The following is a 21,008-nucleotide window of genomic DNA, read 5'->3' as shown; positions in this document are numbered from 1 at the left end:
ACCCGTGCCGCTCCGGGGTTCGCCCTCGTCGGTCCGCCCGGCCGAGACCGGGCGGACCGACGAGACACAGGCCGGGCAGCGCACGCGCCGTACGGATCCCGGGGTGCCTACCCCGCGGCGCATCAGTGGGCAGCGTGCCGAACGTCTCGCGCCCTACGTCCTGTTGGCCCCGGCCATTGCGATCGTCGTGGCGTTCCGCCTGGTCCCGCTGCTCATGGGCGTCAACTTCTCCTTCACCGGCGACGGCGAGCGCGACGGGACAGCGGTTGGCCTGGACAACTACGCGGAGCTGTTCCGGGACCCGCTCTTTCGCACAGCCCTGGAAAACGTCGGACTGCTCGTGCTGCTGCTTCCGGTGGCGGTGGCGATTCCCGGCCTGCTCGCGACGTTCATCTATCTGCGCGTGCCCGGGCACCCGATCTACCGCAGCGTCTACTTCTTTCCGGCCGTGCTCTCTCCGGTGCTCGTCGGTGCGATCTTCAACCTGCTGCTGGCCTTCGACGGCCCGTTCAACGCGGCTCTCGGGAACACCGGCATCGACCCCGTCGACTGGCTCGGCGATCCGGACATCGCCATGTTCACGGTGGTCGGCGTTCACGTGTGGGCGACGTTCGGGATGGCCCTGGTCGTCTTCCTCGCCGGGTTCTCCACTCTGGACGCCACACTCCTCGACGCCGCACGGGTCGACGGCGCGTCGCTGCCCCAGGTCATCTGGCACGTGATCGTCCCGGGCCTGTCCCGCACCATTCAGTTCGTCTTCGTCACCACCATGATCGGGATGCTGACGTCCATGTTCGGCCTGCTCTACGTGATGACCAGCGGCGGCCCGGAGGGGTCCACCTATCTGCCCGAGTACTACATCTGGGTCCAGCAGGGGGAGATGAACCGGCCGGCGCTCGCCTCGGCCGCCTCGACGGTTCTCTTTCTCCTGATGCTCGTGGTGGGGCTCGCGCAGATCGCGCTGCTCCGCCGCGCGGGGAGGGAGCACTGATGCGCCGCGTGCGCCTGCGTGTGTGGGTGATCGCCGTCCCGATGGCCGCCCTGGCAGTGGCCACGATCTACCCGCTGGTGTTCACCGCCAACGTCGCCATGAAGACCCGGCACGAGTACATCCTCGACCGGTTCTCCCTGACGAGTTCCCTGTCCTGGGACAACATCGCCACGGCATGGACGAGTGTGGGCCTCGGGCGGTACTTCGCCAACTCCGTCATCGTGGTGGCGTCCGCGGTCGCCCTCCTGCTGCTAATCGGCTCGATGGCGGGGTTCGCGCTGAGCCATCTGCGGTTCCGGGGCTCACGGGCCCTGTTCCTGTGCTTTCTCGCGGCATTGTTCATCCCGTTCCAGGTGATCATGGTCCCGCTTGCGCGGGTCATGGCGGACAGCGGCCTCATGGACACCTATCCCGGGCTGATCCTCGCCTACGTCGCGCAGTTCCTCCCGTTCACGATCTTCCTGATGACGAGCTACTACTCCGGGATCCCGGGCGAGATCATGGACGCGGCCAGGATCGACGGGAACACGACGTACGGCGTCTACCGGCGGATCATGCTGCCGATCGGCCGCCCGGCTCTGCTGTCGGTCGGCATCCTCAACGCCCTGTTCTGCTGGAACGACGTACTCATCTCCCTGCTGATGATGCCGTCCCCCGAACACCGCACCCTCATGGTCGGAGTCACGTCACTGCGCGGTCAGTACTCCGACGACATCCCCACCTTCGCCTCCGGGGTGCTGATCGCCGCACTGCCGGTCCTCGTGCTCTACCTGTTCTTCCAGCGCCAGATCGCCGACGGGATCACCGCCGGTGCCACGAAGGGCTGACATGCGGATAACCGGGTTTCGCACCCTCACGACCGTCCATGAATGGGGCCGGCCCATCGGTGATGCCAACGGCGTCTACGCCGACGGGATCACTCCGGTGCCGATCATCCTGGTGGACACCGACGCGGGCATCACCGGCGTCGGACTGGGACCTCACATAGAAGTGGACGCCGTCTTCTCCGCCATCGACGGCGAGGACCCGCGGTGCGTGACCGCGCTCTACGACCGCATGCTGCGGCACACGTTCAAGGCCGGCCACGCCGGAGCCCTCTTCGGAACCATCGGTGCCCTCGACACCGCCCTGTGGGACATCAAGGCGAAAGCGGCGGGCGAACCGCTGTGGCGCCTTCTGGGGGGAGGCGACCGGAGGGTCCCCGCCTACGCATCGGCCCTCGACATCGCCCTGAGCGACGACGAACTGGCCCACGTCTACCAGACCTACGCCGAGCACGGCCTGCGGGCGGCCAAGCTCAAGGGCGGCCTGGACGTCGAGCGGGACCGCGACCGACTGACCCTCGTACGGGAGGTCCTGACCGAGGCCGGACGGGGGGCGCGGCCGGCCCTGATGCTCGACGCGAACGAGACCTGGACTCGCAAGCAGGCGGTCCGTCACGTCGGGGAGCTGGAACGCACGCTGGACCTCACCTGGGTCGAGGAACCCGTCCGGCGCTGGGACGCCGAAGGAATGGCTGCCGTCGGACGGGGAATCCGGGCTTCGGTCGCCAGCGGGGAGAACCTCAGCGGCCTTGAGCAGTACCGGCCGCTGCTGGCCCGGGACGCGGTGGACATCGTCCAGACGGCAGCGGTCTGGGGCGTGACCCACTTTCTTCGGGTAGCCGCCCTGGCTCACGCCCACGACCTGCCCGTCAGCCCGATCGGCGATACTCCCGTGGCGCTCCTGCACGCCGCGACGTCCGTGCCCAACCTCATGGCCGCCGAGCTGCAGAACCTCCAGCCGCCCCTCGGCCTCTCCCTCGACCTGCACGTCGAGGACGGTGCCTTCGTCCTCGGTCACTCGCCGGGCCTGGGCATCGAGGTCGACGAGGAAGCGATAACGGCGTCAGGGCGACAGCACACAGCCGCACCCGAAGGTCCCGGCATCCGGCCCGACCACGCGGGACGACGACTGCTCACAGCAACCGATCGCCACACCGGCACGCAGCAGCACCACCCCGATTCTCCCCGGTTCCTCGTACCGCATCCCGTCAACGAAGTACCGCGCACCGCTGGGCCCTGACCGGCCCGGACCACCCCACCGCGAAGAAAGGACGTAGCCATGCACTCGCTCCTCGCACGGCCCACAAGAACGTCCGTCGTGGCGACCGCCGCGACCCTGGCCGCCGGACTGCTCGCCGCCCTGCCCTCCGACGCACACGCTGCTCCAAAGGGGTACAGACTCGTCGTCGCTCCCACCGGCGCTCCGCGCGCCGGCGACCACGGGCCAGGCACGGTCAGCCGGCCGTTGAAGACCCTGGCGGAGGCGCAGCGTCGGGCACGGGTCCTCGCTGCCCGAGGCGACGGCGACGTCACCGTGAACCTCCTGAGCGGGACCCACCGGCTCACCTCGCCGCTGCGCTTCGGCGCAGCCGACTCCGGCCGCGACGGGCACACGGTGACCTGGAAGGCCATGCCCGGAGCGAAGCCCGTGGTGAGCGGCGCGGAACCGGTCACCGACTGGGAACTCGACGACCCGGACAAGGGCATCTACAAGGCACAGGTCGGCACCGGCTTCGATACCCGTCAGCTCTACGTCGACGGCGTCCCGGCACAGCGCGCGCGCCTCGCGCTGAACCGGTCCGACATCTCGCTCAACCCGACCGGCTTCACCCTCGACAACCCGGACCTGGATCACCTGGCCACGCTGCCCGACCAGAAGCGCATCGAACTCCAGGCGATGCTGTCGTTCACCAACCGCTTCGCGCCCGTGGAGAGCATCTCCGGCTCCAGGGTCGTGATGCAGCAACCCGCCTGGGACAACAACACCTACGGATACGACACCATCCAGTCCCCGTTCCGGACGCCGAAGTTGTGGCTGCTGAACTCCAAGAGCTTCCTCGACGAGCCCGGAGAGTGGTACCTGGACACGACGGCCGGAACGCTGTACTACAAGCCTCTCGAGGGACAGGACCTGGAGAGCGCACAGGTCGAGCTGCCGCGCATGGAAACGCTGCTCGAGGTCGGCGGCACCTACGACGAGCCGGCCCATGACCTCCGGTTCCAGAAAATGACCTTCACGGGCACCACGTGGCTGCACCCCAGCTCGCCCAACGGATACGCCAACCAGCAGACGGGCGCGTTCATCACCGGCGTGCAGCCCCACCGGCCCGCCGATGCCTTCACGTCATGTGCGGTCGGCTGCCGGGGATTTGAGGGAGCACGCAACAACTGGGCACAGGCGCCCGCGGCCGTGCAGGTATCGGCGGCGGACCACATCACCTTCGCCGACAACCGCTTCGTCAACCTCGGCTCGGTCGGGCTCGGCGTCGGCAACGACGCCAACGCACACGCCACCGGCGTCGGATTGGGTGCGCGGAACATTTCCGTCACCGGCAACACGTTCACCGCGAGCGCCGGCGGCGGCATCGTGGTCGGCGGAGTGCGTCCCGACGCGCACCACCCGTCGGACGAGCGCATGACCAACCGCGACATCCTGATCGGCGACAACCGCATCTTCTCCACGGCGCTGGAGTACCTCGACCAGGACGGCATCTTCGCCAGCTACGCCACCCGGCTGACCATCGAGCACAACGACGTTTCCGACATGCCGTACAGCGGCATCGGGATCGGCTACGGATGGGGCGCCAACGATCCGGGCGGCAGCCCTGAGTACATCGCCCGCGGACTGTACGACTTCCAGCCGATCTACGACACGCCCACGACCCTGACGGACCTCGACGTGGTGGGCAACCACGTGAGCAACGTCGTACACACGCTGTTCGACGCCGGCTGCATCTACACGCTCTCCGCAAACCCCAAGGGCACCATCAAGGAGAACTTCTGCGAGAAGAGCGGGCAGCTCGGCCTGTACTTCGACGAGGGATCCCGCTATATGACCGCGAACCGCAACGTCTTCCTCAACACCGCCGGCCAGTGGGCGCACGCCAACAACCAGAACAGCAACCTCACCGGCGATCAGACCCTGATCGATAACTACGCGACCAACCCCAACATCACCGGCCTCGTCGACGGCGAGCGCGGCAATGTCGTACGTGACAACACCATCTTCACAAGCGACAACATCCCCGCAGAGGCCAGAGAGATCATGACCAAGGCGGGCGCGGCCGACCCGAAGCGCGGTCGCACCGAAGAGTGAGGGTGCCGACGGCCATGTCGACATGGTGACCTGACCGTTGTTGATCGCCGTCACCGTCACCGACACAGGCGGACGACACCCGGCCGCGCCCTCGCGCCGCACCTGCGCACGCATCGGGTGCGGCGCGAGTCGTAGAACTGAATCCGATTCAAATCTCCGGAACCTCGCGTGCTAGGGCTAGCTGTACTGAGTTCAGTTCTGTAGCGTCCCCGGCGGCGGCACGGTACGGGACCGTGCCGTGGGAAGGAGAGCCGGAGGATGAGTGCCACTCAGCAGCCCACCAAATCAGGGGAGGAGTCAGCGGCGTACGAACCGCGAACCGTGCGCCGCGCGATGCTCGCCGGGAGCCTGGGCACCCTGATCGAGTACTACGACTTCAGCGTCTACGGCTATCTCGCCGTAGTGATCGCTCCTCAGTTCTTCCCGAGCGACGATCCGGCCGCCTCGCTTCTGGCGGCGCTCGCCGTGTTCGCCACCGGCCTCGTGGTGCGGCCGGTCGGCGGCGTCTTCTTCGGATGGCTGGGCGACCGATGGGGGCGCCGAAAGGCGCTGGTCTCCTCGGTGCTGTGCATGGGAGTCGCCAGCAGCATCACCGGACTGCTGCCGACCTATGGTCAGATCGGTGTGGCCGCCGCCGTGCTGCTCCTCCTCACCCGGCTGGTGCAGGGCATCTCCACGGGCGGGGAGTCGGTCGGTGCCTACACCTACATCTACGAGTCGGCACCACCGCAGCGGAGGGCCTTCCTGGGTGCCGTCACACCCATCGGGTCCAACCTCGGGTTCATGTTCGCCGCTGCCACGGCCGGCGTGATCTCCGCGCTCGCCACCAAGGATCAGATGGCCGACTGGGGCTGGCGGCTGCCCTTCCTGATGGCCGTGCCGCTCACGCTGTTCTGCCTGTGGGCGCGGCTGCGGATCGAGGACACCCCGGAGTTCGAGGAGGCCGCACGGCGCGCCGACATCCCTACGGCTCCGATCCGGGAGGTCCTGTCCACCCACCGCGCGGCGCTGCTGCAGTCCATCGGACTGTCCATGGCGCAGGGCGGCGCCATCTTCCTCGGCCTGACGTACATCGGCATCTATCTCACCAACGACCTGGGGTACGACTCCACGCAGGTCCTCTGGCTGAGCGCGGGCGTCGTGCTCGGCACCGTGCTGCTCATGGTCCCGGCCGGATGGCTCGCCGGCCGGTTCGGCTCCCGTCGCATCCTGCTGTTCGGGATGCTGGGATTCCTCGTGACCGCCTATCCCGCGATGATGCTCATGGGTCGGGGCAGTCTGGCCCTGGCCGGGCTGGCCTACATGCTCTTCATGCTGAGCAGCGCGTTCGTGCAGGTTCCGGCGGCCAGTCTGTGGCCGCATCTGTTCGAACGCCGGGTCCGCTACACCGGGATGGCGATCGGCTACAACATCGGCACCGTCCTCGCGGGCGGCACGGCTCCGTACATCGCGACCTTCCTGGTCCAGCGGACCGGGAACCTGCTCTCCCCGGCGTTCTTCGTCATGCTGGTCTGCCTGATCGGAATCGGCGCCCTGCTCACTGTCCGCAAGGATGTGTGAGGCTGGCCGCTTCAGCGGTTCAGCGTGCGGTCCAGCCCCCGTCGACGTACAGCTCCGAGCCGGTCATGAAACCCGCGTCGTCCGAGGCGAGGAACGCCACGGCGCCAGCCACCTCCTCGGTCGAGCCGAGTCGGCCGAGCGGGGTGCCCTCGATCATCGCGGTGAGGCGGGGTGTGCCTTGCCACAGTTCCCGCGACAGGGGCGTCTCGATGAAACCGGGATGCAGCGAGTTGACCCGCACACCGCGCCCGCCCCAGTGCAGCGCCGCGTTCTTGGTCATCAGCCGTACGGCGCCCTTGGCCGCGTGGTACGAGAACTGGGCACCGAAGCCGCCGACCGTACCGAAGATCGAGGCGATGTTGACGATGGAGCCGCCGCCGGAGCGCTCGATGGCCGGACCGCCGTGCTTCATGCCGAGCCACACCCCGGTCTGTGTCACCCCGATCACCCGGTCCCAGGTCTCCCGGGTCTCGGTCTCGACCGTGCCCATCGAGGCGATCCCTGCATTATTGACCAGCACCGACAGGCTTCCCAGACGGTCGGTCACTTCGGCGACGACCGTCTCCCATGCCGTCTCGTCGGTGACGTCCAGGCGCAACCCCAGGGCGCCGCCCGGCAGTTCCTCGGCGAGCTTCTCGCACTTGTCCGCGTCGAGATCGGTGACCACGACGGTCGCGCCCTCGGCCGCCAGCCGTCGCGCGATCGCCTCGCCGATGCCTCCGGTGGCACCGGTCACCAGCGCCACCCTTCCCGAGAGCCGGTCTTCGCTCACCACTGCTCACACCCCTTCAGATACGCGGCACATCAGATACGTGGCACATCGACCGACAGACCGGAGCGCAGCAGCGCGGGCACCGCCGAGCCGACCCGGTCGAAGCCGGGGCCGACCGTGCGTCCGGCGAGATGGCGGGCGTGGATGCCCTCCGCGATGACCGCCAGCTTGAAGTAGCCGAGGGCCTGGTAGAGCGGCAGCGCGGAGACATCGCGGCCGGATCGCGCCGCGTACCGTGCCGCCAGCTCGGCGGCGGAGAGGAAGCCCGGGTTAGCCGCCGGTACGTGCCGTTCGCCGAGGACCGGCTCGCAGGCGGGATCCCAGTACACGAGGAGCAGGCCGAGGTCGGCGAGCGGATCGCCGAGTGCGGCCATCTCCCAGTCGACGATCGCGGCGATCCGCCCCGGGTCGTCGGCGCTCAGGATGACGTTGTCCAGCCGGTAGTCCCCGTGCAGGACAGCCGGAGCGGAACCGTCGTCCCGCACCAAGGGCAGTCCGCGTTCCAACTTCCCATGGAGCGCGCCCAGTTCGGGCAGTTCGCGAGTAGCGACCCGGTCCCACTGGCCGCGCCATCGCCGTACCTGCCGCTCCAGGTATCCGGCCGGGCGCCCGAAGCCGCCCAGGCCGATCTCGTACGGATCGAGCGCGTGGAGCGCGGCCAGTTGGTCGACCAGCGCCTCGGAGCACCGCCTCGCGTCGTCGGCGGACAGTCCGGCCGCCTGATCACCGTCCCGCAGCACGTCGCCGTCGACGAAGGAGACGACGGTGAACGGCGCGCCGATCACCGACTCGTCCGTGCAGGAGAGCACGGTCCGCGGTACCGGGACGTCGGTGGCGGCGAGCGCGGCCATGACCCGGTACTCGCGGTCCATGTCGTGCGCGGTCGGTGTGATCGTGCCCAGCGGTGGCCTGCGCAGCACCCAGCGGTGGGTGCCGTCGGTCACGAGGTACGTGAGATTGGAGCGCCCGCCGAGCAGCAGGCGGATGTCCAAGGGGCCGGAGCACTGCGGGACCTCGCGCTCGAAGAAGCGCCGCAGCGCGGGCAGGTCCACCCCGGCCACGGTGGCGTCGCCGGTGGCGTTCCCGGGAGCTGACGCCGTCACCGCGCACCCCCTCGCTCCCGTGCCGTCCGGACCGCGCGCTTGGCGATGGCCCACCGGTGGGTCTCCGACGGCCCGTCATAGACGCGGAACGGCCGGACCTCTCGGTAAAGGGAGGCCAGCGGCGCGTCCTCCGAGATGCCGAGTGCCCCGCAGATTTGCACCGCGCGGTCCACGACCCGGCCCACGGCCTCGGACACGAAGGTCTTCGCGATGGAGGTGTGCTGGGCGCCGGGCCTGCCCTGGTCGAGTTCCCAGCAGGCACGCCAGAGCACCGCCCGGCTCGTCTCGATGTCGATCTCCGAGTCCGCCAACTGCTGCTGCACCATGCCGAGTTCGGCCAACGGCCCACCGAAGGCCGTACGCGTGGCGGCCCGGTCCAGGGCGATGTCCTGCGCCCGGCGGGCCACCCCGAGCCACCGCATGCAGTGCGTCAGCCGGGCGGGCCCGAGACGCACCTGTGCGTACTCGAATCCCTTGTCGGCCTCGCCGAGCACCGCGTCGTCGGTCACCTCGCAGTCGTCGAAGGCGAGTTCGCTGTGACCGGCGAACAGGCCCCGGTCCAGCGTGCCGATGTTCCTGACCACCTTCATGCCCGGGTTGTCGGCGCCGACCAGGAACATCGTCGCCCCGCCGGGATCACCGGGCTCACCGCTGGTGCGCGCCATACAGATGGCGAACGCCGCCCCGTCCGCCCCGCTGATGAACCACTTGCGGCCGTTGATCCGCCATCCGCCCGGGATGCGGACCGCCGTGGTGGCCAGCGCCCGCGGGTCGGAGCCGGCGCCGGGGGAGGGCTCGGTCATCGCGAAGCACGACCGTGTCTCACCGGCCGCCAGGGGAGCGAGAAAGCGAGCTTTCTGTTCCTCGGTGGCGACTACTTCGAGCAGATGCATGTTGCCCTCGTCCGGCGCCGCGCAGTTGAGGGCCAGAGGGCCCAGCAGCGAATATCCCGCCGCCTCGAAGACGACCGCCTGACCACGCAGATCCAGACCGAGCCCTCCCCACCGCTGCGAGACATGGGGAGCGAACACCCCCGCTGCGCGAGCCGCCTCCTGCAGCCCGCGCCGCAGGGGTTCGGGGCCCGCGTGCACGTCCCCGTGGCAGTCCTCCTCCGCAGGCAGAACGGTGTCCCGGACGAAGTCGGCGGTCCGCCGCTCGATGTCGGCGACGTCCCGGTCGATGTCGAACTCGATGGCCATTCGGCCCCTCTCGATCCTGTGCTTGGTGGTGTACGAGGTCACTCCCTGACCCCACGCCACGCGAGCGCCCCGCCGTCGATGACGTACGAGGTGCCGGTGATGAACGCCGCGTCGTCGGAGGCCAGGAAGCAGGCCAGCTTCGCCACCTCCGCCGGCCGCCCGAGCCGCCGCACGAGCTGCGGCGCGGTCAACTCCCGCTCCATGGCGTCGCGGTCGTCGGCCGCCTCGAAGAAGTCCCGCGCCAAGGGCGTCTCGATGACGCCGGGGCAGAAGCAGTTGCAGCGCACCGGCGCCAGATCGACAGCGGTGACCTTGGTGAGGTGGATGACACCCGCTTTGGTGGTGCCGTACGCCGGGGCCAGGGGGAAACCGGTGAGCCCGGACACCGAGGCCGTGTTGACGATCGCGGGTCCACGGGTGGAGCGCCGCAGGTGGGGCGCGGCGAACTTCGTCGTGAGCCAGACGGCCTTGAGGTTGACCTCGTAGACCGCGTCCCAGACTTCTTCTGGGAGCGTGTCGACCGCGCGGTCCTCCGGGCGGTCCACGAGCGTGGCCTCGATCACGCCGGCGTTGTTGACGAGGACGTCGAGCCCGCCGAACCGTTCCGCCGTGCGGGCCACCATCGCCTCGATGTGGTCGCGGTCGCGCAGGTCGCAGACGATTGCCTCCGCCTCGGCCCCGGCGGCGCGTACGAGGTCGGCCGTCTCGGCCGCGGTCGCCTCGTTCCGGTCGGCGACCGCGACCGCCGCCGCGCCCTGGCGGGCCATCTCCACGGCGATCGACCGTCCGATGCCCTGGCCCGCGCCCGTCACGAGGACCGACTTGCCGTCGAGCGAGCCCATGCCCATGTCCCTGCCCCTGCTCACAGCTTCTCGAAGATGTCGGAGCCCGCGACGGACATGGCGACGAAGACGCCCACGGATGTCACCAGCGTCATGACGAGCGCGATCGCCGCTACCAGCGGATAGGAACCGTTGGCCCAGTAGTCGAACAGGATGGTGCCCATGACCTGCGTCGTGGGTGCCCGTACCAGCAGCGACGCGGTGAACTCGTGGGTGAGCAGCACGAACATCAGGGCTCCGGCACCCGCGAGTGTCGGGCGCAGCAGCGGCAGCACGATCTCGGTGTTGGTCCGCAGCGCGCCCGCGCCGCTGGTACGCGAGGCCTCCAGGTACGTGTCGCCGAGTGCCACCATTCCGGACAACTGCATCCTGGTGGCGAAGGGCAGCATCAGGGTCACGTAGACGAGGACGATCACCGTTCGGGTGCCGTACAGGATGAACGGCTCGCGGCTGTACGTCAGCAGGAAGCCGGCGCCGAAGACCACTGCGGGGATTCCGAGGGGCATCGCCACGATGAAGTCGACCGCGGCCCGGATGATGCGGAACCGGCGCCCCTTGAGCAGCAGCGAGGCGGCGATGAATCCGAGCGGCAGCGCGATGGCGACGGAGATGACCGAGGTGACGAGGCTGTTGACGATCGCGTCGGTGATCCCCGACTCCTGGAACACGCGCCTGAAGTTGTCGAGCGTGAACCCGCTCGGTTGGATCCTGCCGCTCCAGAAGGCGGAGAGCGATACGACGACGAGTGCGCCAAGCGGCAGCGCCAGCGCCACCAGGCCGTAGAGGAGGATGCCGGTGACCGCCACCCACGACGGCCGTCCGCCGGACCGGAACGCCTTGCCGCCGTGTGTGACGAAGCGGCTGTGGTCGCCGAGGATCACCTTCTGGAAGAGCACGACGGCGATACCGAAGAGCAGCAGGGGTGAGCCGATCGCGGCGGCCCTGCCGTAGTCGACCGGGCTCTGCGACACGGCGACGTACATGTCCGTGGTGAGGACGTTGACGCCGTTGTTCCTGCCGAGCAGCAGGGGGCCCGTGAACTGGCCGAGTCCGAGGAGCAGGGCCACGAAGCCGCCGTACACGAGGACCGGGCGCAGAAGTGGCAGCGTCACCCGGAAGAACACACCGGCCGGTGACGAGCCGCTGACCTGTGCCGCCTCGATCAGCTCCGCGTTGATGTTGCCGAAGCCGGCGCTGACGAAGAGGTAGACGAAGGCGGTCAGGCCGAAGCCGGTGATGAGGACGATCCACGGCAGCGTGTAGATGTCGACGGGGCCTTCGTCGAGATGGTCCCACCAGGGCAGGTTGCGCAGCGCCGCGTTGAGGTAGCCGGGGCGCGGCGAGAACAGGAACGCCCAGCCGGTCACCGCGGCCACGGCCGGGACCACGATGGGCAGGACGGGCAGGACGCGAAGCAGCCGCAGGCGGGGTGGCAGGCGGGTCGCCGCCCAGGCCAGGAACGTGCCGAGGACAAGTGCGATGACCAGCGAACCCAGCGCCATACCGGCCGTCGTGCGCAGCGTCTCGGCCATGTCCGGACTGTCGAAGGCGGCGCTGTAGCCACGGGCGTCGTCCTCGAAGGCCAGCCGTTGCAGGCCCACCAGCGGAGCGATCACCAGGTAGCCGATGGCAGCCAGGAAGGCGAGCGCGCCCAGCCGTGGCAGGTGGCGCCGCGCACGGGTCAGCACCGTCGGATGCGGCGGGGCCGGGTGCGGTGGTGTCGTCGTGGGGGAGGGGGCGGGTACGGCGGGTGCGGCCACGACGTCACGCTCCCACTGCCGCGGTGGGGGTGTGCCCGGCTGTCCGTACCCCGTCGGCGTCGTAGTAGATGGCCACGTCCTTGGCGAACCAGGCGGTCACCCGCTGCCCGCGCGACAGACTTCGGGCCCATGGCTTGCCGGTCAGCGGCGCCTGCGCGTGCAGGCGGCTGCCCGCGACGGTGACGACCACGTCCATGTGACGCCCGCCGAACTGCGCGTCGACGACCTCAGCCGGGAGGCCGACGCTGTGGGCCGGCGGTTTCTCCTCGGCGGGACAGAGCTGAAGGTCGTCGGGGCGCAGCCGCACGGCGACCTCGCTGTGCGAGCGGGGCACCGGGAGCTCGTCCACCACGGTCTGGCTTGCCGCACCCGCCTGGCCGTCGGCGCCCGATGAGGAGGCGAGGGCCCATCCCTCGCCCTGACGCAGGAGTGGAAGCCGGTTCGACATCCCGATGAAGCCGGCGACGTACTCGGTGGCCGGCTCCTCGAAGACCCGCTCCGGCGTGTCCAGTTGCTCGATCCGCCCCGCCTTCATGATCGCCAGACGGTCGCCGAGTGCCAGCGCCTCGCTCTGGTCGTGGGTGACGAACACGGCGGTGAAGCCCAGTCGTGCGTGCAGCTCGTGCAGCTGGGCGCGTACCTGGTCGCGCAGCCGGGCGTCGAGGTTGCTCAGCGGCTCGTCGAAGAGCACCAGGTCGGGCTGGGCGGCCAGACCGCGGGCCAGGGCGACCCGCTGCTGCTGGCCGCCGCTGAGCTGCGCCGGATAGCGGTCGAGCAGGGCGGCGCAGTCGACGAGCTCCGCCGCCTCCTCGATCCGCGTCCGCGCCTGCTCACGAGGCACCCGTCTGGTTCTCAGGGGATATCCGATGTTGCGGCGCACTGTCATGTGCGGCCACAGCGCGTACGACTGGAACACCATCCCGATCCGACGCTTGTTCGGAGGGAGGTTGACCTTCCCCCGTACATCCAGCACTGTCTGGTCGCCCAGCGAGATGCGTCCCTCGTCGGGCGTCTCCAGACCGGCCAGACAGCGCAGAGTCGTGGTTTTCCCGCAGCCGCTCGGGCCGAGCAGAACGATGAACTCGCCCGGCTCGATCTCCAGCGACAAGTCGTCCACCGCGACAGCCGGCGGCTTGCCGGCGAACCTTTTCGTCAGACCCTCGATGCGCACGTGGGACACGGGGGACTCCTCACATCCAAAGATCGAGTGAGTGGGCACCGTTGGTATGGGTGCCCACACTGCTGTGCACCGGCACCGGCCGACGCACCCACCGCCCCTACTGGAAGAGGGACTTCCACTTCTTCTGGTACGCGGCCACGGCCTCCGGCGTGAGCTTGGCCGGATCCTGCACCCGTACCTTGTCGTTGGTGATCACTGTGCCGGGAACCTTGGGCAGCACCGAGCCGGCGGACGGCGTGATCAGCTCCTGTCCCTCGGCGGTCACCATGAAGTTGGCGAACAACTGGCCGGCGTTGGGGTTCGGGGCGGTCGACAGCACCATGCCGTAGTACCGGGCACCCCACACGCCTTCCGGCGGCATGCGGTAGTCGACCGGTGCACCCTTTTTCTTGGCGGGATCGAGCGTGATAGGCGCTACGAAGCTGCCGGCGGCGATCTCGCCGGACTGCATCGCCTCACCCATGGGCAGGGCGCTGGGGTAGATGCGGGGCTTCTGGGCGGCCAGCTTCTTCACGAAGTCGGCGCCGTACGTCTCCTCCAGCCACAGGTAGAAGTCGACGATCGAGGGCGCGGTCGGCTCGATGACGCCGATCTTTCCGCCCGCGAGGGACGGGTCGAGCAGGTCCGGGTAGTCGGTCAGCCCTTGGGAGTGGAGCTTGGTGTTCCAGCCGAACGTGAGCACGGCGGAGTTGGTCTCGAAGTAGTTGCCGTCGTGGACGTACTGCTTGGCGTCGTAGTCGCCCTTGCCGGTGAGTTCGGGGCCGGTCGGCGCCAGGAAACGCTTGGCCTCGGCCTGCGGCTTCACCCAGGACAGGCTCGCGCTGACGTACATGTCGGCGATGCCCTTGCCGGTGTTGAACTCCGTCTCGACCTTCACCCCGAGGTCACCGTCGACGCCCCGGACGGTCTTGACGTCGATGCCCGGGTATTTGGCCTCGAAGGCCTTGGCGAGGTTGTTGAGGGCGGTCAGATCCTGGGCCGAGTAGACAGTGAGCTGTCCTTCTTTCTTCGCTGCGGCGACCAGCTCGTCGATGCCCGCCGAGGCGGGCACGACCTCGGACTCGGCGTTGTTGGCGGTGCCGCCGCCGCACGCGGCGGCCAGCAGTGTGGTGATCGACAGCACGATGAGCAAAGCCCCGCGCCGTCGCGGATCTGATCTCATTCTCGGCTCCCTTAGGTGAACCGGCCCCCGGCCGAACCGGCGCAGAACCGAGCGGACTTTGCGCTGAACGGTGGCCGGATGGCCAAGATTTCGTGGAAGTTACCAAACTGAACTCGGTTAGGCAATAGTATGCGCAGCCGCCCGACGGAAGGATTGGTGGAAGGTTCGAAAGGAGTCGCGTGCCGCGGCTTTCGTGGCATCGGTTGCCGCAGGAGTGGGTGGGCGTTGGCCGGTCTGCGCGCGGGGTCGGGCGGGAGCGGCTGGGGTGTTCGGCCGGGCCGCCCCATGGCGGCAGCTGTTGGGCTTACTTCAGTTCAGTTTGGCAGGCGGCAGGGTGCTGGGCTCGGTATGCCGGGCGCCCCACGGGGCAGGCCTCAGTCGACGGTGTTCTCACGATGCGTGCCGCCATCGATCCGCACAAGCGTCTTGCCGGTGTTGTCGCCTCGCAGTAGCCCCGCCAGTGCCAACGGCGCCCGCGGCAGCCCGTCGACGATCGTTTCGCGGCAGTGGAGGCGGCCTTCGCGGACCCATGCGCCCACTTGCCGTCTCATCTCGGGCAGTAAGTGGGTGTGGCCGCTGGCCCGGAAGCCGCGAATCGTCAGGCCCTTCGTCACCGTCAGCATGAGGTTTCCGGGGCCGTGCGGCGGCTCCTTGGCCGCATACTCCGAGATCATGCCGCAGATCGCGACGCGGCCCGACCTCCGCAGCGCCCCGAGGGCCGCCTCGAGATGGTCGCCGCCGACGTTGTCGAAGTACACGTCTATGCCGTCCGGGGCCGCCTCACGCAGGAGATCGGGGAGAGGGCCGCGCTTGTAGTTGAACGCGGCATCCAGGCCGAGCTCCTCCAGGAGGTAGCGCACCTTCTCGTCGGAACCGGCGCTGCCGATGACGCGGTGCCCGCGGATCTTCGCCATCTGTGCGGCGAGGCTGCCGACCGCGCCGGCCGCGGCGGAGACCCAGACGACGTCGCCGTCGCGCAGGCCCGCGGCTTGGAAGAGGCCGGCGTAGGCGGTGAGTCCATTGGCGCCGAGCGCGCCGAGGTGCGTCTGAGGAGGTGCAACGTCTACGTCGAGCCTCGTGAGCGTGCCGACGCCGCCGAGGGCCTGCCTCCCCGCCTCGACGACGGCGTAGTCGCGCCATCCGGAGGCGTGCCACACCATGTCGCCGGGGGAGAACCCATCGGCGCGGGACTCGACGACCTCCCCGACGGTCATGATCCCGTCCATCGGCTCTCCGAGGGGGAAAGCCGGAAAATATCCCGGTGGCGCCGTCTCCCTGAGCCGCAGCCGGAGGGCGGCGTCGACGGATGTCCATGTGTTCCTGACCAGCACCTCGCCCGGCCGTGGTTGCCGCACCTCGACCTCGACGACGCGAAAGTCCGACGCGCGGACCTCGCCGCGGGGATAGGCGACCGGCCAGACCTCACGGCCGATCATTGCCGTGCCTTCCCGGGGTGCTTGACCCGACTCGGCCAGAGTGTGCATCTGGTCGTCCATGTCGGCCGCGGCCCGCCTGCCCATGGGATGCGGCGCGAAGCGTCGCGGTGCCGGCCGCCGTGAGGCCGAACACGAGGGCTGACGCGATGCCGCCCGCGTAGGCCCGGTACCACAGGCCTCCGGTGTCCGAACCGGCCGCGAGGAGCCCTTCGATGGGCTCGCCGTCCTCTCCCCGAACCCGTGCCCGGTCGTCGATGCGGACTCCATGGAACGGGAAGGTGATGGCCGGCACCGCCTCGACGACGTAGTAGGGCGGTTCGTCGAGCGGCAGGCGGTCCAGCCGGCGGCCCGGCGCCGGATCCTCACCCGCCGCCGTCCGGGCGTTGAACCGCTCGACGGCCGCGCGGACGGCGGACCCGTCGTATCCCCACTCCTCTGGAAGGTAGACGAGTTCGTCGAGCTCCTCGGCGAAACCGACCCGACCGCCCCGTTTACCCGCCAGCGCGAACTTGTCGACGGCGACCGCTCCTTCGACGTACGAACCCACCACCCAGTCGCGGAACACGCGGGCGTCGGCGATGAGGAGCTCACGGTTCTCGGGCTGTTCCATCAGTGCCATCGTCGTCAGGTGATCGCCCAGCGTTTCGTCGGTGAACCGCTCGCCCAGCAGGTTGAACAGCAGGGCGTGCTCGCTGTAGTACAGCGACAGGTCGACGAAGTCCGACGGGTCCGCGAACGGGATGCCGCTCGGGATCAGATGTCCGTAGAAGCCGGCCCCGGGCAGCCCGGTCGATGCCCCGGCGGCGGTCGCCAGGCGGTAGCCGGCCCCGCGGCTGTGGGGGTTGGAGCGCAGTTCCATGCGGTCGGCGTGGGGGTGGACGAGTTCGTTGCGGAGGTCCACGTCCCCCTGGAAGCCTCCCGTGGCAAGGAGTGTCGAGGTGGCGCGCACCTGCCGTCGCGTGCCGTCGCTCGTGACGAGTTCCGCTCCGGCCACGGCGCCGTTCTCCACGAGGAGCCGCTCGGTGTCGGTGGTCAGCAGCAGCTCGCCACCCGCCTCGACGATGATGCGGCGGCAGGTGTCGACGTAGTGATTGGTGTCGAACTGGTGCCCCTGGCCGAAGCCGAGGATGGGCTGAGCGTCCTTGGCCTCGACCCCCGTGCTCCGAATCCAGTTGATGCCGTCTTGGAATCGGTCCACGAGGGCGCACTTGAGCGAGGCGTCTCCGCCCGGGTTGTGCCGCTCCATCTCCTCGTGGCTCGGGGCGGTCCAGGCGTAACCGGCGTAGCGCGCGGACCCCCCGACGTCATCGCCGATCTCGACGACCACGACGGACAACCCGTTGCGTACGGCTCGCGCGCCCGCGGTCAGCCCGGCCATTCCCGCCCCGATGACGAGCAGGTCGACCGTCTGGTGGTCCGGCATGCGCGTTCAACCCCTTTCTCGACGTGCGCTGCGTGGTCAGTCGGGGACGAGCACGGCCCGCCCCCGCACCCGGCCCCGGCGAAGCCCGCCGATTGCCTCCGGTGCGGCGGACAGCGGGAACTGCTCCGTCTCGACGTGGATCGCCCCCGACTGGGCCAGCGCGACGACCTCGGCGAGCTCGGGGCGGGTTCCCCAGAAGGGGAGTGAGAGCCTGAAGCCCGGCGGGAGAACGCCCGGCTTGGAGACCGTCAGCCGGCCACCTCCGCTGCCGACGACGGCGAGTTCACCACCCGGACGCAGGATGCCGGCCGCGAGTTCCAGCGTCTGCGTGGTGCCGACGAAGTCGAGCACGGCATCCGCTCCCGCGCCACCACTCCGCTTCCGCAAGACATCCGCGGTGTCCGCCCGCATCAGGGTGCCGAAGTCCGCGCCGGAGCGGTCCGCGAGAGCCAGCGCCTCCTCCCGGACGTCGACCGCCAGTACACGGCTCGGGGTGGTCGCCCGAAGGATCTGTACAGCCAGGTGACCCAGCCCGCCGACACCGATGACGACGGTGGTGGTGCCCTCTTCGAGCGCGTGCCGGAGACCGGCCACGGCGTGATGGGACGTCAGGCCCGCGTCGGAGAGCGGAGCCGCCTGATCGGCCGGCAAATCGCCGATCGGCACCAGATGGCGGGCGGACGGGACGAGTACGCACTCGGCCATTCCGCCGTCCCGGCCCAGTCCCGCGCCGTGCCAGGCGAGGGTGTCGCGCCGGTCGCAGTAGTTGTCCCGGCCGGCGGCACAGCGGTCGCAGTCGCCGCAACCCCACGGTCCGTACAGCACCACGCGGTCACCGACCGCCACCCCGTCGGCGTCGGGCCCCAGGGCCAAGGTCCGCCCGGCGACCTCGTGGCCGAGAGTGAAGGGCAGCCGGTAGGGGAGTGCTCGCGGAGCCGCGTCGATGACGTGCAGGTCGGAGTGGCACAGCCCGGTGGCCTCGACGCGTACCAGCACCTCGGCGCCGTGGGGGACGGGTTGCTCGACCTCGGTCTGTGTCGGGGGTTCGCCCCACGCCGTCAGCCGCAGTGCCCTCATCTTCACCGTCCCAGGTCTTGTCAGCCCCGCGGCCGTCACGGTAACAGAGATGAAGTCAGTTCAATAGAACGGGGAAGGCAGTGAAGGAGGGATCGGCTTGACGCACAGGGACGTCCAGGCAGAGAGGTTCGCGGGCAAGGTCGCGATGGTGACGGGCGCCGGCTCCGGCATGGGTGCGGCGGTCGCCCGGCAGCTGGCGGCGGAAGGGGCGCGGGCCGTCGTCCTGGCCGACGTGAACGGCGAGGGCGCCGCGGCCGTCGCCAAGGAACTGCCCGCCGCTGAGGCGGTCGCATGCGACGTGGCGGACGCGGCGGGCGTCGACGCCGCCGTCCAGGGCGTACTGCAGCGGCACGGACGGCTCGACGTCCTGGTGCACGCGGCCGGGGTCGACGACCCCGAGGCCAAGCAGCGCATCGCGGACGCGCTGGTCGAGGGGCGGCCGGTCGAGCTGACCGATTCCCTCGACGAAGCCTCCTGGCAGCGCGTCATGCGGGTGAACCTGGACGGTACGTTCCATGTGCTGCGCGCGGCGGTTCGGGTCATGCGGCCCTTCGGGGCCGGGGCGGTCGTGGTGATCGGCTCGTCGTCGGCCTTCGACACCCCCGTCGGCTATCCCCACTACGCCGCCTCCAAAGCGGGTGTGCACGCACTGGCTCAGGCCGTGGCCAAGGAGGTCATCGCGTCCGGGATCCGCGTGAACGTGGTGGCTCCGGGGCCGACGGAGACGGGGATGGCGGCGCGCACGCCCGAGGCGCTGCGCGCCGGTTTCGCCGACCCGCGGGTGCGTCCGTATGCGACGCCCGAGGAGATCGCCGACATCGCTCTCTTCCTCGCGAGCGATGCCGCGGCGAACCTGGTCGGCGCGGTGCTGCTCGCCAACGGCGGCCGGTTCACCGCCTGAGTGGGGTCCGGTCCGCGCGGCCTTGCCGGGAGCCGAAGGCGCCCCAATCAACTCGTGCACGGGTCTTGCCTGTCTCGCAGGTCTATGCCTAGGTTCTCGAATTGAGTTCAGTTTGTAGATCTGTTTTCACGGCTCTGAGTTCTCGGCTCTCAGCTCTCCGGCACACGAGCACGAGGGGGACCCCATGCACCGTCGCCACCCCGAGATCGACCCCCAGCTGCTGTCCGAAACCGAAGAACAGCGGCAACTGCGCACCGTTCTGCGGGACTTCTACACCGAGGCGAGCGGCCCCGAGGACGTCCGCAAGCATCTGGTCACTCCGCGCGGATACGACGAAGTGCTCTGGACGCGTCTGGCGGGCGAGATCGGCGTCCACGGGCTGGCCGTTCCCGAGGAGTACGGGGGCTCGGGTTTCACGTTCGCCGAACTGGCCGTGGCCCTGGAGGAATCAGGGCGCGCCCTGTACTGCGCGCCGCTGCTGCCCACGGTGGCCCTCGCCGCCCCCGCCCTGCTGCACAGCGGCGACCGCGCGGCATGCGAGCGCTATCTGCCGCGGATCGCCGACGGCACACTCACGGCGACGGTGGCCGGGTTCGACGCCGACGGCCCCGACAGCATCAACGTCACCGCGGAGCAGGGAGGCTCGGGCTGGGTGCTGCGCGGCCGGGCGGACTTCGTACTCGACGGGGCCGGCGCGGACCTGATCCTGGTACGAGCTCAAACTCCCGCCGGGCCGCGGCTGTTCGCCTGTGAGCCCGCACCGGACTCCTGCCATCGGACTCCGCGACGTGTCCTGGACGAGACGCGCCGTCAGGCGCTGGTGGAGTTCCGAGGGGCCCCGGCCACCACCGTGGGTACGGCGGAGGGCACCGAAGCCACCATCTCGGCGACGCTCGACACCGGGCGGGCCGCACTGGCGGCCGAACAGGTCGGCGGCAGCGGGCACGCGTTGGACGCCACGGTTGAATTCGCCGCGCAGCGCCACCAGTTCGGTCGGCCCATCGGTTCCTTCCAGGCCGTCAAGCACCGGCTGGCCGACGTGCTGGTCGCGCTGGAGGCGGCCCGCTCGGCGTCTGCGTACGCGACTGCCTGCACCGCCGCCGCCTCGCCGCAGCTGCCGGTGGCCGCCTGCGCGGCCGCCGTGGTCTGTTCCGAGACCTTTCTCCTGGCGACGGCCGAATACGTCCAACTGCACGGCGGAATCGGCTTCACCTGGGAGCACCCGGCTCATCTGTACGTGCGCCGCGCACGCAGCGGCGAGGTCCACTTCGGCACGACGGACCGGCACCGGGTCCGGCTCGCCGAACTCATCGGTCTCGCCACCCGTTCGGCCGCCTGACCAGGCGAAGAGGATGAACACATACCGGCGAAGAGGACAGACGGAGACCGGCGAGGGGGACAAACAGCGACCAGCGAAGAGGACACACGAAGACCGGCGAAGAGCACAGACGAAGAGAGCCGC

The 21,008-nt window shown here is 69.5% G+C and carries 17 protein-coding genes; 7 read left to right on the top strand and 10 right to left on the bottom strand.

All coding sequences use genetic code 11. The annotated features are described in order from the left end of the window. The first annotated feature begins 4 nt into the window (after nt 1-4). From OHT21_RS02135 to OHT21_RS02115, 5 genes are all read left to right on the top strand, one after another. On the top strand, nt 5-991 hold the full coding sequence (locus OHT21_RS02135; RefSeq protein ID WP_328766433.1) for a carbohydrate ABC transporter permease: 987 nt from the start codon (nt 5-7) through the stop codon (nt 989-991). Further along, nucleotides 991-1,818, top strand: a complete 828-nt coding sequence (locus OHT21_RS02130; protein ID WP_328766432.1) for a carbohydrate ABC transporter permease — start codon at nt 991-993, stop codon at nt 1,816-1,818. The genes OHT21_RS02135 and OHT21_RS02130 overlap by 1 nt, the downstream gene beginning before the upstream one ends. Before the next feature lies 1 nt (nt 1,819). After that, entirely contained in the window at nt 1,820-3,055 is a 1,236-nt protein-coding gene (locus OHT21_RS02125; protein ID WP_328766431.1) for a mandelate racemase/muconate lactonizing enzyme family protein, read from the top strand. Nucleotides 3,056-3,094: 39 nt separating this feature from the next. After that, complete coding sequence (locus OHT21_RS02120; RefSeq protein ID WP_328766430.1) at nt 3,095-5,131, top strand: right-handed parallel beta-helix repeat-containing protein; 2,037 nt, start codon at nt 3,095-3,097, stop codon at nt 5,129-5,131. Nucleotides 5,132-5,389: 258 nt separating this feature from the next. Then, nucleotides 5,390-6,691, top strand: coding sequence for an MFS transporter (locus OHT21_RS02115; RefSeq protein ID WP_328766429.1), 1,302 nt, complete (start codon nt 5,390-5,392; stop codon nt 6,689-6,691). 19 nt (nt 6,692-6,710) lie between these two features. Here OHT21_RS02115 and OHT21_RS02110 read toward each other — a convergent pair whose 3' ends face one another. The 10 genes from OHT21_RS02110 to OHT21_RS02065 all read right to left on the bottom strand — a co-directional run bounded on the left by OHT21_RS02110 (nt 6,711) and on the right by OHT21_RS02065 (nt 18,645). Next, the gene (locus OHT21_RS02110; protein ID WP_328773934.1) at nt 6,711-7,463 is read right to left on the bottom strand and encodes an SDR family NAD(P)-dependent oxidoreductase; all 753 of its coding nucleotides are present in this window, start codon (nt 7,461-7,463) and stop codon (nt 6,711-6,713) included. 32 nt (nt 7,464-7,495) lie between these two features. Further along, entirely contained in the window at nt 7,496-8,566 is a 1,071-nt protein-coding gene (locus OHT21_RS02105) for a phosphotransferase family protein (RefSeq protein ID WP_328766427.1), read from the bottom strand. Beyond that, nucleotides 8,563-9,765: an acyl-CoA dehydrogenase family protein gene (locus OHT21_RS02100; RefSeq protein WP_328766426.1), complete on the bottom strand. Its 1,203-nt coding sequence runs from the start codon at nt 9,763-9,765 to the stop codon at nt 8,563-8,565. The genes OHT21_RS02105 and OHT21_RS02100 overlap by 4 nt, the downstream gene beginning before the upstream one ends. A gap of 38 nt (nt 9,766-9,803) precedes the next feature. Continuing rightward, nucleotides 9,804-10,631, bottom strand: coding sequence for an SDR family NAD(P)-dependent oxidoreductase (locus OHT21_RS02095; RefSeq protein WP_328766425.1), 828 nt, complete (start codon nt 10,629-10,631; stop codon nt 9,804-9,806). After that, the gene (locus tag OHT21_RS02090) at nt 10,628-12,367 is read right to left on the bottom strand and encodes an ABC transporter permease (protein ID WP_328766424.1); all 1,740 of its coding nucleotides are present in this window, start codon (nt 12,365-12,367) and stop codon (nt 10,628-10,630) included. The genes OHT21_RS02095 and OHT21_RS02090 overlap by 4 nt, the downstream gene beginning before the upstream one ends. A 4-nt stretch (nt 12,368-12,371) precedes the next feature. Beyond that, nucleotides 12,372-13,547 (bottom strand): ABC transporter ATP-binding protein, encoded by a 1,176-nt coding sequence (locus tag OHT21_RS02085; RefSeq protein WP_328766423.1) that lies wholly within the window; start codon nt 13,545-13,547, stop codon nt 12,372-12,374. A gap of 97 nt (nt 13,548-13,644) precedes the next feature. Beyond that, nucleotides 13,645-14,709: an ABC transporter substrate-binding protein gene (locus OHT21_RS02080; protein ID WP_328766422.1), complete on the bottom strand. Its 1,065-nt coding sequence runs from the start codon at nt 14,707-14,709 to the stop codon at nt 13,645-13,647. A gap of 374 nt (nt 14,710-15,083) precedes the next feature. Further along, nucleotides 15,084-16,145: an NADP-dependent oxidoreductase gene (locus OHT21_RS02075; RefSeq protein WP_328766421.1), complete on the bottom strand. Its 1,062-nt coding sequence runs from the start codon at nt 16,143-16,145 to the stop codon at nt 15,084-15,086. After that, on the bottom strand, nt 16,132-17,568 hold the full coding sequence (locus tag OHT21_RS02070) for an FAD-dependent oxidoreductase (protein ID WP_328766420.1): 1,437 nt from the start codon (nt 17,566-17,568) through the stop codon (nt 16,132-16,134). The genes OHT21_RS02075 and OHT21_RS02070 overlap by 14 nt, the downstream gene beginning before the upstream one ends. A 36-nt stretch (nt 17,569-17,604) precedes the next feature. Further along, entirely contained in the window at nt 17,605-18,645 is a 1,041-nt protein-coding gene (locus OHT21_RS02065; protein ID WP_328766419.1) for an NAD(P)-dependent alcohol dehydrogenase, read from the bottom strand. 97 nt (nt 18,646-18,742) lie between these two features. On the opposite strand from OHT21_RS02065, the gene OHT21_RS02060 reads away from it, so the two are divergent. Continuing rightward, nucleotides 18,743-19,546, top strand: a complete 804-nt coding sequence (locus OHT21_RS02060) for an SDR family NAD(P)-dependent oxidoreductase (protein WP_328766418.1) — start codon at nt 18,743-18,745, stop codon at nt 19,544-19,546. A 184-nt stretch (nt 19,547-19,730) separates the two neighbouring features. Continuing rightward, nucleotides 19,731-20,885, top strand: a complete 1,155-nt coding sequence (locus tag OHT21_RS02055; RefSeq protein WP_328766416.1) for an acyl-CoA dehydrogenase family protein — start codon at nt 19,731-19,733, stop codon at nt 20,883-20,885. Nucleotides 20,886-21,008: the final 123 nt, after the last annotated feature.

Source organism: Streptomyces sp. NBC_00286 (genome assembly GCF_036173125.1).
GTDB lineage: Bacteria > Actinomycetota > Actinomycetes > Streptomycetales > Streptomycetaceae > Streptomyces.
Note: the sequence above shows the minus strand (reverse complement) of the source record. Positions and strands in the feature narration are given on the sequence as shown.